The 14677-nt window shown below is 52.2% G+C and carries 13 protein-coding genes and 1 tRNA gene; 5 read left to right on the forward strand and 9 right to left on the reverse strand.

What is annotated here, in order from left to right; translation table 11 throughout:
- Positions 1-307: 307 nt before the first annotated feature.
- The 5 genes from dmul_RS18685 to dmul_RS18710 all read left to right on the forward strand — a co-directional run bounded on the left by dmul_RS18685 (position 308) and on the right by dmul_RS18710 (position 5437).
- Complete coding sequence (locus tag dmul_RS18685; protein WP_040415324.1) at positions 308-673, forward strand: hypothetical protein; 366 nt, start codon at positions 308-310, stop codon at positions 671-673.
- Positions 674-694: 21 nt separating this feature from the next.
- On the forward strand, positions 695-1081 hold the full coding sequence (locus dmul_RS18690; RefSeq protein WP_020877343.1) for a hypothetical protein: 387 nt from the start codon (positions 695-697) through the stop codon (positions 1079-1081).
- Positions 1082-1124: 43 nt separating this feature from the next.
- Entirely contained in the window at positions 1125-1730 is a 606-nt protein-coding gene (locus dmul_RS18695) for a hypothetical protein (protein ID WP_020877342.1), read from the forward strand.
- Between the two features lie 85 nt (positions 1731-1815).
- Positions 1816-3123, forward strand: coding sequence for a hypothetical protein (locus tag dmul_RS18700; RefSeq protein ID WP_020877341.1), 1308 nt, complete (start codon positions 1816-1818; stop codon positions 3121-3123).
- A gap of 2068 nt (positions 3124-5191) precedes the next feature.
- On the forward strand, positions 5192-5437 hold the full coding sequence (locus tag dmul_RS18710; RefSeq protein WP_020877339.1) for a hypothetical protein: 246 nt from the start codon (positions 5192-5194) through the stop codon (positions 5435-5437).
- 2 nt (positions 5438-5439) lie between these two features.
- On the opposite strand, the gene dmul_RS18715 is transcribed toward dmul_RS18710, so the two are convergent.
- The 9 genes from dmul_RS18715 to dmul_RS18755 form a co-directional block, all read right to left on the reverse strand.
- The gene (locus tag dmul_RS18715) at positions 5440-7149 is read right to left on the reverse strand and encodes a site-specific integrase (RefSeq protein ID WP_020877338.1); all 1710 of its coding nucleotides are present in this window, start codon (positions 7147-7149) and stop codon (positions 5440-5442) included.
- 134 nt (positions 7150-7283) lie between these two features.
- Positions 7284-7360: transfer RNA gene (locus dmul_RS18720), tRNA-Met, on the reverse strand.
- Between the two features lie 138 nt (positions 7361-7498).
- Positions 7499-10339, reverse strand: a complete 2841-nt coding sequence (locus dmul_RS18725) for a midas domain-containing protein (RefSeq protein ID WP_020877337.1) — start codon at positions 10337-10339, stop codon at positions 7499-7501.
- A gap of 22 nt (positions 10340-10361) precedes the next feature.
- Complete coding sequence (gene hpt, locus dmul_RS18730) at positions 10362-10880, reverse strand: hypoxanthine phosphoribosyltransferase (protein ID WP_020877336.1); 519 nt, start codon at positions 10878-10880, stop codon at positions 10362-10364.
- A gap of 202 nt (positions 10881-11082) precedes the next feature.
- Entirely contained in the window at positions 11083-12003 is a 921-nt protein-coding gene (locus dmul_RS18735) for a DnaJ C-terminal domain-containing protein (RefSeq protein ID WP_020877335.1), read from the reverse strand.
- A gap of 129 nt (positions 12004-12132) precedes the next feature.
- Complete coding sequence (locus tag dmul_RS18740; protein ID WP_020877334.1) at positions 12133-12927, reverse strand: ABC transporter permease; 795 nt, start codon at positions 12925-12927, stop codon at positions 12133-12135.
- Positions 12928-12934: 7 nt separating this feature from the next.
- On the reverse strand, positions 12935-13576 hold the full coding sequence (locus dmul_RS18745; RefSeq protein ID WP_234979175.1) for an ABC transporter ATP-binding protein: 642 nt from the start codon (positions 13574-13576) through the stop codon (positions 12935-12937).
- Between the two features lie 6 nt (positions 13577-13582).
- On the reverse strand, positions 13583-13903 hold the full coding sequence (locus tag dmul_RS18750) for an HNH endonuclease (RefSeq protein ID WP_020877332.1): 321 nt from the start codon (positions 13901-13903) through the stop codon (positions 13583-13585).
- Positions 13900-14622, reverse strand: a complete 723-nt coding sequence (locus tag dmul_RS18755; protein ID WP_159449735.1) for an ATP-grasp domain-containing protein — start codon at positions 14620-14622, stop codon at positions 13900-13902. Before dmul_RS18755 ends, dmul_RS18750 begins: the two co-directional genes overlap by 4 nt.
- Positions 14623-14677: the final 55 nt, after the last annotated feature.

Raw genomic sequence — 14677 nt, forward strand, 5'->3', positions numbered from 1 at the left:
GCGGCGCGGTTACAAAGATAATGCGATGTAAAACAGATCTTTGTGTCAATTACGATTTTCGTGAAGCCGCCCTGGGTGGATGAGGCTTCGCCTCTTGAGGAGGCTTCGCCTCTTGCGGTGATATGAAATAGAAGTAGTATAAAACAACAACAACAAATAAGGGTGGGGGTTAACGTAGTCCAATACGTTATCCCTGCCTTTTTTTTATTGAACATGCAGGGCTACCTCATGTTAGCTATGTTCTTAAATTCATTCATCTTCTTATTTTCCCTCATTATAGGTACAAAGAACTGCACTGAGATATAACGTGCAGCGAGAATCCCAGATCAGCCAGCAGCAAGCGTCTCGGGTTATGCAAGCCAAGGTGGCGTTCGACAATTTAAAATCCACACCAACTGGTGTGAATTTTCCAACGCATGAATCTCAGATCCGCCCAATGGCTACCACCACCCTCAACGCTAACCCTGAACTCCAGGCCACCATAGACAATCTAAAATCGATGCCCATGGGCATCAAAAATTTACCTACCCACGAACGCCAGATCCGACCCATGGACAATCTAAAATCGGTGCCCATGGGCACCAAAAATTTACCTACCCACGAATTCCAGATCCCCCCTGCGAAGAATACCTCTTTCGAGAGTTTTATTGAACATGCAGGGCTACCTCATTAACAATAAGGAGCATTAAGACCAATGAAGAAAAACATCACCACCAGCAATAACAATAACAATAACGACACCACCAGATGGGCACCTCGCAAGGAAGAGTTCACCAAGTCGATAATCTCAAAGCTCGGCTTCAACCCACTTGAGGCCACTGAGAGGCACCTCAAGAATAAGAACAGCGCGCTGTACATGCACCCTGGTAAATTCGCCGAGGATGCCGTTCCGATCGAGGTTGTAGACGCACTCCGCGAATTAATGACTCTTGACAGGGATAGTCTACTGATGACAGCGCGGGGAATCCTGCCGCTGAAAGTTACGGCAAACTTGCTCTTTTATGTCATCTCGATCTGGGCGGCATTACGTGATGAAGAGTTGCTGGCTGATATCGATCCGACAGACACGCCGATGCAGTAACCAAATCCTAACACGAACATCAAATAGAAAGGTACTAAACAAAATGAAAAATATGTTTCTCGACGCCTTAAAGATCCCTGCGAAGAATACCTCTTTCGAGAGTTTTATTGAGCGTCTTGTTGTAGAGAATCGTGAACTGAGAAGTAAGCTCATGAATCAGCAAATGATCATCGATTATCTTATTAAGAATGCAGGGGAAGGCGCCATAAAAGCCTGCACCATCAACGACGAAGACGAAGACGAATTCATCATTGAATATGAACCACCCTGGTTTGTGCAGGTAGGCCAGGCGCTGTCTCACCTGAAGGAGGCACTCCTTACTGAGTTCCCTTGTGCGGAGCAAGGACCGCTACCCAGATGGGGGGAGACGTGCAAGGAACTCAGCATCAGCCAATCCTACGCCAACCGGCTGATCGCCGCCGCCGAGGTATATGTAGCTCTGAGATCCGCAGGAATCGATGAAGATGATCTCCCGATATATGAGCGTCAGGTTCGCCCTCTCGTCAGATTCAAGCAGGATCCGTCCATTCTGAAGTATCTCTGGGAGGAGGCGCTGGTGATTGCAGAAGACATCGAATTCAATTCTCTTCCAAGGGCTGGGGTCGTGGAGTATGTCGTGGGCAACTTCGAGAGGAACGGGCGGAAGTAGAATAAGTAGTAATTGATTAAACCAGGGGGTGCCTTCTTATTGAGAGGGTGCCCTCTTTTTTTTGTTTAAGAAAGGAGTTAGAAATATGACAAAAGTAACCGTAAAAGTTATTGACGCAATTATGGGCAAAGGCAAAACGTCCTGGGCAATCCAGCATATGAACGAGAATGCTTCGGAGGACAACCCATTCATCTACATCACGCCGTTCTTGGATGAGATCAAGGATCGGATCATCCCTGAGTGCAAGGCCAGCAAGTTCGCTCAACCGGAAGTCCACATTGTTAGGGGTAAGAGACAGAACAAATCCGACAGCCTGAAGGCGCTTCTCGTTGAAGGCAGGAACATTGCCAGCACCCACAAGCTTTTCTCCAGGGTTGACCGAGAAGCCTTGGATCTGATCAAGCTCCGAGGCTACACGCTGATCTTGGATGAGGTCATGTCTGTGCTTGAGCCGCTGGATGTCCCAGAGGCCGATTTCAAGGCGATGATGGGGCACGATGTGCTGAGGATCGATGAGGATGATCCGATCTACCAAGGGTCAATCAGGAAGCTCATGCCGGGTTCAACGATGAAGGACGTATCTGCCTTCAGGTACTACGTTGATCTCGCAGAGATGGATCGTTTGGTTTTAGCAAATGGAAAGGCGATGCTGTGGTTGTTCCCGCATGAGATCTTCGAGACGTTCAGGGATATTTATTGCATGACGTACATGTTCGAAGGTCAGATCCAGAAGGCTTATTATGACCTGTTTGGAGTGAAGTACGAATACTTTGATGTCCAAGGTTCACGAGATGCTGGCTTTAAGCTTGTCCCCGGTGTGGACGGAAGAGACACAGAGATGAATGCCCTGGAGATGATTTCCGGTCTGATCGATCTTATCCCCGAGGATGACCGCCTGAACTGCGTCGGGGATGAACCTGGGGCGCTGTCCTTGAGTTGGTATCAGCGGCAGACACCGGCGGTGATTGATCTGCTGAGGAAGAATCTCGGCAACTATTTTAAGCACAAGACAAAAGGTGGCGCTCGTTCCAGACTGTGGGCTACCTATTCGAAGTTCGTGAGGCCGCTTGAAGGCAATGGGTACATGAGTTCGAATAAGGACACCAGCGCTCACCTTGCGTTTAACGCCAAAGCGACCAACAAGTACAGAACGAGGTTCAACCTTGCTTATTGTTGCAATGTCCACCTCAAGCCGGAGATCACCCGGTTCTTTGATTTTCACGGTGTTAAGATCGATGAGGAGCAGTACGCATTGTCGGTCCTGATCCAGTGGGTCTGGAGATCCAGAATCAGAGAGAACAAGTCGGTCACTCTTTATCTGCCCTCAAGCCGAATGAGAGGGTTGCTGCATCGATGGCTCAGCGGTGAGTTCCTGAAATCTAAAATAAGCTAACCATTGCAAACCCCCGGTTATCAAGGCTTCACATATGGTTATACCCCATGAGGTCTTGGTAACCGGGCTTGCGCTGGCTACCTGCGCAAACAGGAAGAAAACCTCAGTAAAATCAGCGGTTTACGAGCGTCACTCGGTATATGAAAACTGAAAAGTTAACCTCTAAGCTAATCCAAAAGACGACTGAAAGCTGACATTAAGCTAATCCAAAAGACGACTGAAAGCTGACCTCTAAGCTAATCCAAAAGACGACTGAAAGCTGACATTAAGCTAATCAAGAGCACGCCGAAAGAACCATGCAGATGGAGGTCTGAATTAAGAGAGTTCAAAGAGAGCACCATTATGAACCCCCGGTTACCAAGGGTTTGCAAGGACGAGCTTTATGAATCCGCTATTCATAAGGGTTTACAGAGTTGGGAGATTTTTGCTCCCAAATCGTCTTTTTTTTCCTCGCAAACCCTTGACTGGCGCGGGTTCGCATTAGTGACCCGGAAGGGGGTAGACTTATTGTGAACTTTAATTTTGGCCTTTTAGTTTAGCTTTTTAGTTAGCTTTGATTTTAGCTGTTGGATGCACTCAATGACCGACCTGAGCGATAGCGAAGGGAGACAGGCATCATTCAGGTGAACGTTGGTGAACAATAAAATTGTTGAAGATTCTTCAAATACAAAAAGTAAGCAGGGGCAGCAAGGCCAAAGTCAACACAGTGTCATCCGACAGTTACGAGCCCTCGCGTTCGCTCGGGATAATGATGACATCGTTGTTGAAATTATGTTCGCACACCTCCGGTGGGGGATTAGACACCAAAGGCTGGAGTCCGGGAGAAGCTAAGGTGCAGTTTCCTTGGATATTTTCCTTGGTGTCTACAATCCCGCTTCGCGGAAAGGTTTTATGGATAAATCAGCATTGAGATGTTCGCCCACGCTTACCCATAAGATGAAAACTCACCGTGCCTTCGGCCCGGCTCGAACAAGGATTTCATCATAAATTCTAACATGTAGTTAACTATCAATAAACACAAACAATAATCAATTAGAAGGCCTGAAGATTCCTTAATGGTGTCTCAACGGTCTTCCTTACGCTTAAGAAAGGATAAGATAAACTATGGCAGCATTAAAGGATTTAACAGGACAGACATTTGGCCGACTTACTGTGATCGCCAGGGCGGAGAAGCCTGATGGATTGAAGGACACAAGTGCTTACTGGAAATGCAAATGTCTTTGTGGAAATGAAGTGGTTGTCCGAGGGAGGAATCTGCGGCGTGGAAACACATCCTCGTGCGGATGTTACCAAAAGGACAGAGTCTCCGAGACAAAGTCAAAGTCTGAGGTCCCTCTATATGGCCTTCAGGCACGCTTTCCAAGAGAATACCAGGTGTGGTACTACATGATCCGGCGTACGACTGATCCTTCTAATCCAGACTTCGCGGCCTACGGGCTCGATGGGATACGTTGCTGTTCGCGGTGGCGACGGAGTTTCGCTGCTTTCATTGAAGACATGGGACCACGTCCGGAGGGCGGTCTTAATGAAATACACCTCGATCGGATCGACGGCGATCAAGGCTACACTCCGTGGAACTGCCGATGGGTTTCTGCGCGAGAGAATGTTCTTAATCGTATCATCACGGTCTGGATTACGGACCCATTCGACGGCGAAATATTATGCCAGGCAGATATGGCGCGCAAATTTGGATTGAAGCCTAAAACCCTCCAGACACGTCTGAACATACTCGGATGGCCCCTGGAGAAGGCCCTCACAACTCCGGCAGGACCCTCCAGGATGCCCTCAGCCGAATCCCTGAGATAGTCTCCACAATCACTCCTGACCACATCTCCTGCGTGTCTCCTCCGCGCATCACAGTGCATCACAGCGCATAATCCCCCACCTGTCTGGAAAAGATTCGCGTAGCGCATTCCTGGTCAGAATCTCACTTGTAAACCCCCGGTATCATTGATGATTCACCACCCTTAATGGGTTATAGGAGGGAATGTTCCACGTGGAACAATTATAGATAATTGCAGACAACAAATAACAAACAACAATAAGAAAAAGGAGAAACAATAACAACATGGATAAAATCAGTATCGATGTTTACGAAGGTATCCAGACCCCCAAGCATTTGTTCGACGTAACCTTGGACAATAAGCAGCTTTCATCCTTAACGTTCAGCTGCTCACTCAACCGCAATGCTCTTCCAATCGAAACTGCATATCATCTCCGAGACGTTGAAGCTAAACTGCGAGATGTCCTCCAAGACATCAAGGCCATTCTCAGGAAACACAAGGGAAAATACGACGATATCCGGAAAGCTTAATCTCAGTCCTTGCCTGTCCATCTACCGTCCTTGAGATGGCTCAGATCCAACTGATAGTTCAGCTTCTCAGCCATCACTTCAAATAGATCCTTCACCCTATATCCCTTAGCATAACGCCGGGAGGTCTGTGTCTTCCCAGCTCTCCCGGTCAGCTCCTCGATAACACTCTCAGGGACCATGTTCTTATACAGGTGGTCGGTCATAGTGTGCCTGAACGAATGGAACACCTTCTTCGGGGAATCAATCCCGATGACCTTCTTTCGGTAAGATCCAAACCATCTGGAAGCATAATGCCCGTAAGATCCGGACTGCTTCTTCAGCTCTTGGAAAACACGTTTTCGTCCATCAGCTGGCTTTTGCACAAATCCAGGAAAATCAAGGTTGTATTGCAGCAGCACCGGGTGAAGGGGAACGAGCCTGGCTGAAGATTCATTCTTAATCTTCTTGTCCTTATTGTCATTGATGTCCAGCACCCATACACCATCAACCTGATAAACGTCCTCGGTGTATAGCTGGCATAGTTCCTCCAGGCGACACCCGGTATATAACCCCAGGATAGGCAACCAAAACTGGAAAGGCTTCATTGTGGCTACATCAGGGTATCTGAAGATCAGCGTGAGGTCCTCCTCTGAGAACACCTCACGCTGATCCCGTGCCTTCTTCTTCTTGGGTGGCTTAAGCCCTTCAGCTGGATTGAGATCCATGTACCCGAGCCTTACGCCGTGCCTGAATACCGCCTCCGCTGTCAGAAGGTACGACCGGACGGTTGTCATATCGAGTAATGAGGTTTCAGGATTCACAGGTGGTAAATCCTCGTTGTTAAGGTTTTGGTATTCCTTAAGCCTACCAAAGCCAGCCGGAAGGCTCTCCAGCAGCTTCTTGAAATTGAGCATCTGCTGCCGACAGATGGTCCTCACCGGAGTGTCCTCACCCAGGTACCGGGTCAGAGCGTTGAAATATGGGGTATAGTTCCTGACGGTGCTATCAGTCCAGCGACCGGCCTTCACTCTTTCGTCCTGGTATTCATCGATCAGACCACGGAGGGTTATCGATGGTTTCATGGTAGGAGGCTTAAGATTCACTAAGAGGCTCTGCCTCCTCAAGGCTTCTCCTGTGACCTCCCTTGAGGATAAACCACAGATTTCCTCGACCACCTCCTCGTCTGTACTGTCGTATCTGCCGAAAGTGCGCTCCTTTTCAACTTCAAGGACCTTGATGGAAGCTTTCAGCATACCCCGGCAAAGCTCCCGGTAAGCCTCGGAATCCTTGTCTATTTCTATGCCGTGTTCTTTCAGAATAAGGTCCACTCGATGCTCCATAGCCTGGACATGCTGTAGCTTCCCTAAGGCCTCCCTGTGCAGGGTCTGGACTGAATCTAAGGCCTCATACCGTTCATCGAGGAAGTCCTCATTGAGTGGCCTCTCAGTGAGCGTCCGGGTGGCTTCCTCTTCGGCCAGGGTATCACGGATCCACCCAGCGATGAGGCGGTTAATCTGAATTTTATCCATGTGCACCCTCTCCTTTCTTCTCAATTCTCTGACCAACCGCCGGATCTTCAAGGCGAGCTCCTGAGCCATCACCTTGGCAACACCGATGCGGCCTGTCCTGAGGCTGTACCGTATCTCTTTTCTGCCTATGATACTCTGGAGGTCTGCTGGGATTCTGTACCGGAAACAATATGAGTGACGATTCCTGACGAGATAACGCGCCATAACGTCTCACCTCCCATAAGCTTATCGCCCCTTAAAAGTGTGTAAAAAGGGGATAAGCTTTGTGTGTAAGGCAAGACGCTGGCCACAAACAAGAATGTCTATGATCTTGAAATCACAGGCATCTTTTGGCGTAGTGGTGGCGATGCAGGGATTTGAACCCCGGACACTACGGATATGAGCCGTATGCTCTAACCAACTGAGCTACATCGCCGTTCAGGAAGCCAAGGAATAGATTTGGAAAGGATAATCCGCTACATACCTTTGCGGATGTTGCTTTTGGGGATCGTCCAAAAGCGCGGTAGTATTTAGCAGGCGGCAAAGATAAAGTCAAGAAGAAAAACACAGTTTTTTATCCGTCGGCGGGAACCGATTCTTTTACCGCAATGGTGAACTCCTCCAGAGTTTCGGGTAAATTATCAAAAACAATCATATACGGCAGTATTTCCCCGGATGGGACATCGATGTTGCTGTTCTGCGCGCCGGCCTTGTTGCCAAGCCGGGCCTTGAGTTCATTCGGCGGCAGCGAATTCAATTCTGCGTCCGTCAAGGTGTTGCCGCAATAGACGGTCTCGACGCCGGCGGGCTCTTTTCCGGAAGAAAACAGCCTGCCGGTCACCTGAATGTGGCTCCGAGGCATAGCGTATCCGTTCTGGACACTGCCGCTGACGACAAACAGCGTTCCCACCCATTGATTTTCAACAAATCGCTCTTGAATCGTATGCGCCAGGGTGACAATCTCGCCGGCACGATCGTTCGGCGCAGGCAAATAGTCTTTCAGAAGCGGAATGTTGTACAATATGTTTTTGGCATTGTCGCTTTTAAACAGTCCGAAAGAATAGGCACCGAACAATAGAGCGCCCAAAAGCATCGACAACAGGATCAGGACAGGCATCCTCTTACGCGGGCGGCCCATCAACCCATCATCATCGGCGACAGCGAAGCCGTTATGATCTATGGCGGTTTTTTCAGTCGCGTTTCGATCACTCCGTTTTTCTTTCAGTTCCTCAAACTCATCCGTTGGAATCCCCATGTCAAAAGCGTCAATGAAATCGTCATCCCGATCAACCGCTTCATCGATGCGCGCACCAACCGCCGGCGAAGGGTGTTTCGCCTCTGGGACATCGGAATGCCGAAGCGTGTCTTCAAATGTTGAAGATGGTGTTTTAAGGTCGAAAGCGATGTCGACATCGCCGTTTTCATGATTCGCCGGATTTGTCGTGGTCGCCAGTGCATCGGGCGCCTCTTTGAATTTTTCCGGATCCATATTGAACAGGAATTCTTCATTGAATTCCAAGTCACCCCCCAACACTTCGAGGATATCGTCTTCGTCTTTCACAGACGGGAGAACGGATTCAGCAGGCGCTTGATCCATAGAAGCATTATCCGCAGAAGCATTATCCGCTTCTTCAAAATCCAGCTCCAGAGAGAACTCGCCCTCCTCATCCAAGGCAATATCCGTCGCGGCAGGATCTCCCGCGGGCACATTCTCATCCGACCCCGGAATCCGGTCGTCCGCATCCGCCGACTCGAGCGTCAATTCCACGGGAACGTCTTCTTCCTCGTCCACGAGGGTGTCCGCCGCGACCGGCCCTTCCGTGAACGAATCTTCGTCCTGCCCGGAAAGCGGGGAAGCCTCATCGGCCAGGTCAAGGTCCAGTTCCAGGGAAAAGTCCGCCTCATCATCCACGGCGATGTCCGTCGCGGAAAGATCTCCTTCGGGCACATTCTCTTCCGACCCCGGAGTCCGGTCGTTCGCATCCGCCGAATCGAGCGTCAATTCCACGGGAACGTCTTCTTCCTCGTCCACGAGGATGTCCGCCGCGACCGGCCCTTCCGTGAACGAACCTTCGTCCTGCCCGGAAAGCGGGGAATCCTCATCGGCCAGGTCAAGGTCCAATTCCAGGGAAAAGTCTCCCGCATCATCTGAAGCGATGTCGGTTGAAGATCGGTCATGGTCGTCGTTCATATCGACGGTCAATTCGATGGGGTCGCTTGTTGTGCCGGACAACACCGATGACGCCGGAAAATTTCCGGTCCCGGCTTCATCGAAATCCAGGTCCAAAATCAATTGTTCATCCGGATCCAGGCCTTTGTTCGACAGGTCTGTATCCAGAACCGGATCCACAGCGGGATCATCCTCCTCGCCGTCGGCCGGAACTGCTGCCGGCCCAGGTTCTTCGTCGTCAAAATCCAGATCCAGATCCAGATCCAGAAGGAGGTTCTCGTCCAAACCCAGTCCCACATCCTCCGATTCTTCCTCCGATATGTCGTCCGGCTTCCGCATCGCTTCACCGTCATCGACCATGACCGTTGCCGGATCATGTTCTTCGTCGTCGAAATCCAGATCCAGATCCAGAAGGAGGTTCTCGTCCAAACCCAGCCCCGTATCGTCGAAAGACGCATCTTCTTCGATATCATCCGCCGCGTCTTGAAGCGCCTTTTCCAGGTTTCGAAAATCCATGGCCGGCCGCCCCAAACCATCTTCATCAGCGTCGAGATCCTCGTCATCGATGTCCAGATGCAGTTCATCATCTTCCGAAAGTCTTCTGCCCGAGCCTTTATCGATGGTTTTCATGAGATCCACGTCCATAAACAGATCCAATAAGCCGTCCCTGTCAACAGCGTCGATCCGGTCGTCCAACTCGAAAGGCAATGCGGTATCGGCGTCAATTCCCATGTGCTCCAGATCGAAATCGAAAAGCAGCTCCTTTTCAGCATCGGCACCATTCCTGACATCCGTATCGTCAAGGTCGTCCAGGCTGAACATTTCGGTCTTTTCATCCGTCATTCCATCGGCTTTCGGGCGCGCTTCTCCCCCAAGCGATAAGCCGGAACCGTCTTCTGTTCCCGGAAGGCCGCCGATGACGACGCCGGATCCCTTCCCGCTCAGGAGACGGTCATTGGCGCCAGGGTCGGGACGCCCGAGTTCGGGAGACCTGGACATCTTTTTTTTCTTTTGTTTTTTCCCCGGCATGTTGGTTCGCGAGGATCTGGCTTCCTTCTCGGAAATATCGGGATTCCGGGTAGCGGATCGGGCGGTGGGGGATTTTTCGGAATGCTGCTCGATGAGCGGCCCGGGGACTTCCAGGACGGCGTTACAGCGGATACATCGAATTTTCGAATCGACAAGCTGTTCAGGATAATGATCCGGATCAAATTGGGCGTCGCAGTAGTCACAGGTTATGATCATACCCTCCCCCTGGAAGTGTTTGCTAAAATTTAAGATGAAAAATTCCCGGCAACTCTCTGTAATTTTCGGCGTAGTCAAGTCCGTATCCGACCAGAAACCCCGCATTGACCACGCAGCAGGCATAATCCACGAGGATATCGGTTTCTCGCCGTTCACGTTTGTCGATCAGGGCGCAGATCTTCACGGTCTTTGCACCGAAGCCCTTGATGTGCTCTACAAGATAGGAAAGCGTCAAACCCGTATCGACGATGTCTTCGACGATCAGGACATTTTTCCCTTCGATATCAAGCTCGATATCCTTATTCAATTTAATATTACCGGAAGACGAGGTTTCAGCGCCGTAACTGGAGGCCTCGACGAAATCGATCTGGACGGGAATCGTCATGTGGCGACAGAGGTCTGACAGAAAAATGAAAGCCCCTTTCAAGACACCGACGAGAACGAGGTCACGACCCTTGTAATCGTCGCAGATTTTTCCGGCGACGCCGACGACGAGTTCTTCGATCCGCTCACGGGTTAAAACAGGGATAAATTCCGGCATAATATTCAATGCGTTCCAAATTGTTCCAGGTTGGCATCAACAGCCCGATGGCTGCCTGACAATCGACCGGCGAGCATTAATGTCCCGCCGATCTTTGTATCGCGGTCGGCCTGTGGTTGGAAAAAACAGGGATTACAGTGCATCGCCCTGTCGACGAGGAATAACTTAAAGAATAGGAATTTGTCAATTCTTTTGGGATTTCTCAGATGCCGGTCTCCCTCAGCTTTTCCACCAATGCTTTCTGTTCGGCCGTCAGATGTGAGGGCATCTCTACATGGACGGTGACATAGAGATTTCCCCGATGGGACCCCCTCATGGCCGGCAGTCCTTTGTCGGCGAGTCGCATTTTGGTTTTGTGCCGCGTACCCGGAGGGATTCTCAGGCTGAGTTCACCGCCTTCAAGGGTGGGCACGGATACGGTCGTACCCAGCAGGGCATCGGTCAGTCGAATCTCTCTGACGACATGGATGTCATGGCCTTCGCTGGTGAAAACCGGATCCTCGACGACCTTGGATTTGATAAAAAGGTCCCCGGAAGGGCCGCCGTAAGGGCTGGGGTCGCCCTTTCCCGGTATCCGAAGCTTTTTTCCGGTGATCATTCCCTTGGGGATCTTTACGGTGAGTTGTTCGCTCCGACCGCCGTGCTGAAAACTTACGGTTTTGCTCGTCCCGGAGGCCACCTCCCGAAGGGTGAGGGGAAGTTCGTAAACCAGGTCCGATCCTTTGGCCGATGGCTGGGGGCCGGACCCCGCGCCGAAAGGCGAACCGCCACTAAACGAGAAGCGCCTGCCGCCACCCCGCCCCCCCATGAAGGAAAAGCTCTGACCGCCAAATCCCAGATCCTCGAAAATGCTCGAAAAATCGAATCCCCGGAAGATATCCTCCTGGGAAAACCGTTGATGGAAATCAGTCGAGCCATAGGTATCGTACTGTTTTCGCTTTTCCTTGTCGCTGAGGACGGCGTAGGCCTCGCTGATTTTCTTGAACTTTTCCTCCGCGGCCTTGTCGCCCTTGGTATGGTCCGGATGATATTTCATCGCCAGCTTCCGGTAAGCCTTTTTAATTTCATCATCGGAGGCGTTTCGATTGACCCCCAGTTCTTTGTAGTAATCAGTCTCGGCCATTTGGTGTTACTCCCTCTAAAGCGATTGACAACCTGCCATGACAACTTTTCAAATAATACCATGATGTAAATTAAGTATAAACACGATTTCATCAAGAGGTGCGGCCCCGATCCATTCCGGATTGCAGATTCAGGACCGCAGACGGTCAAGGCGCAGCCGTTCGCGGTCGTCAAAGAGGCGCCGCGCCCCGAGGGTTACCGCCAGAATCGTGCCGAATCCCGTTCCGCCGGCGATCAGGAACATGATCAGGATCTGGTATTTGACCGCTTCCATCGGGAGGGTTCCCGAAAGAATCTGGCCCGTCATCATTCCGGGAAGGCTGACAAGACCGACAACGCTCATGGAATTGATGATGGGGATCAATCCGCTGCGGATACTCTCCCGCCGGATCTCCTCAATGGCCTCGGACCATCGGTGCCCCAGGGTCAGGCGCGCCTCGATGATCGTCCTCTGGTCCCAGGCGACGGCGGTCAGACGGTCGAGACCGACGGCGATGCCGCTCATCGTGTTGCCGAGAATCATGCCCAGCAGCGGGACGGCATATTGAGGATGGTACCAGGGACGGATATCGATGACCACTGTCAGAGCCAGTATCGTGACGCAAAAGGATGAAATGAACATGGAAAGGGTCCCCACCCCGATGCTCCATGCCCCCGTAAACCGGCGTTTCTGTCGCCGCATGATTTCAACACCCGCAGCCCCGACCATCACCGCAGCGACCGCTGCGAGGCCTGCCGGGTGCATGTAATCAAAGAGCGCTTTCAGCACCATGCCGACCAGGGAAAGCTGCAGCACCGTTCGACTTCCGGCGAAGAGCAACTGCCGTGAGAGATGCAGCTTCATGGGGATCGAGAGGAGGGCAAGAGCGATCACCAGAAGCGCTGAAATGGACAGGTCTACAGGGGAGAGGGATATGACGTGCATGGCGTGTTCACCTTTGGCGCTTAGCCGCTTGCATCAGGGCGCCGCTCTTGATCCTGAAGTGAACGGCGGCAACCCTGCGGATCTGATCCGGATCATGCGTCACCCAGATCACCGGCGTATTCCGGTGCAGTCGATAGGATCCGATGAGGGATTCCACTCTCGCCGCATTGTCGTCATCCAGGTTTGCGGTCGGTTCGTCCAGGAGAAGGGCTTCCGGCTTTCCCGACAGCAGCCGGAGCAGGGAAAGGCGCTGCCGCTCCCCGCTGGACAACCGGTTGATATCCCACGACAACACATCCGCATCGAATCCAAGGCGCCTGAATTCCGCAGCATCGATCTGGATGAAATGCGCCCCGACCGTCTCCTCCCACCAGGCGCTCTCGGCAGGCAGGAACCCAACCTTTTTGCGCCATGCGTGGGCCGGCATCGTCCGGGCGTACGCGCCGTTCAAGGAAATCTCCCCGGTATGGGGAATCAGGTCGGCGACGGCCCGGAGCAGGCGTGTCTTTCCCGAGCCCGATGGGCCCGTCAATCCGGCGCATTGACCGGGACCGATCCTGAAGGAAACGGGTTTCATCCCGGAGAAGCACAGGTTTTCCACCGAGAGCCCGGCCATGCCCGTCTCCTCTGCAACGGAAGCATCACCCATTGGGCATCACGCCGAATCCAGGGAGGCCAGATAGGCGTCCCATTCCATGGGCAACAACTGTTTTTTTCGGTTGTTGCACGCCTTGCAGGCGGGAACGACATTGCCCTTGGTGCTTCTGCCGCCCCGGGAGATCGGAACGATATGGTCCATGGTCAGATATTTGGGTGCTACGGCGCTGCCGCAATAATGGCATCGGCCCTTGGCCAGCTGCCGCTTCCACCACTGGGAGGAGCGAATTTCCCTCGCCTTTCGTCGCTCCCTGCGAATATCGGAATCCTCGAGATGTGCGGCAAAGGGATCGATGCCGTTTCGGGTTCTGCGTGTCATGCGGACTGCGGGCTTCCCATCGGCGGCCCCGCCTCGATGCCGTCGATCCATCGTTCGATTTCGGCGATCAGCATCCGGTAGTAGGCCCGGCTTCCGCCAAGCCCTCGCCGACCAAAAAAATAGTTGATTTCAAGAAACACGGGATCGGCTCCCGGGGGCTGCAGCGGCGATAGGATATCGAACCCCGCCAGGTTGATGCCGGCCGCGTCGCAGAAACGCCTTACCGACGCTCCCGCGGCTTTCTGAAATGCCGAATCCGACGCCGTATCGATGACGCCGCCGGCGGCGAGGCCGGCAACCGCCGTCTCCGAATTTTTCAGAACCCGCCAGTAAATGACCGTCCGCGCGCCGATGACCACAACCCGAAGCACCCGGTTGCCCGCGGGAATATATTCCTGGACAAGAAAGCCTTTCTGTCCGGTCCGCTCATAGCGCCGCGCCGTATCCAATGCGTCGTTCAGGGCCTCCGGAGATGGAATCCACAGGACATTCCGCCCTTCCCCGCCCCAGTCGAATTTGAAAACGAACGGAAACCTCACGGCAATTCGGCTTGCCCCGGTGTTCAACGCGTCGGTGAAGATCTCAAGCGACGGGTAGAACTCCGTCGAGGGATGGGGTACGCCGCTCCGATGGAAAAGGCGGATCTGGCCGCTTTTACGGGGATAGGCGAACCGAACGTCGTAGTTGGGGAATACATGGGCACAGTTTTCCCGTGCCATTCGATACAACGCCTGACCGCAGCCCTGGGGCAGTATGACCGCCCGGGCGGATCGA

Source organism: Desulfococcus multivorans, assembly GCF_001854245.1.
GTDB lineage: Bacteria > Desulfobacterota > Desulfobacteria > Desulfobacterales > Desulfococcaceae > Desulfococcus > Desulfococcus multivorans.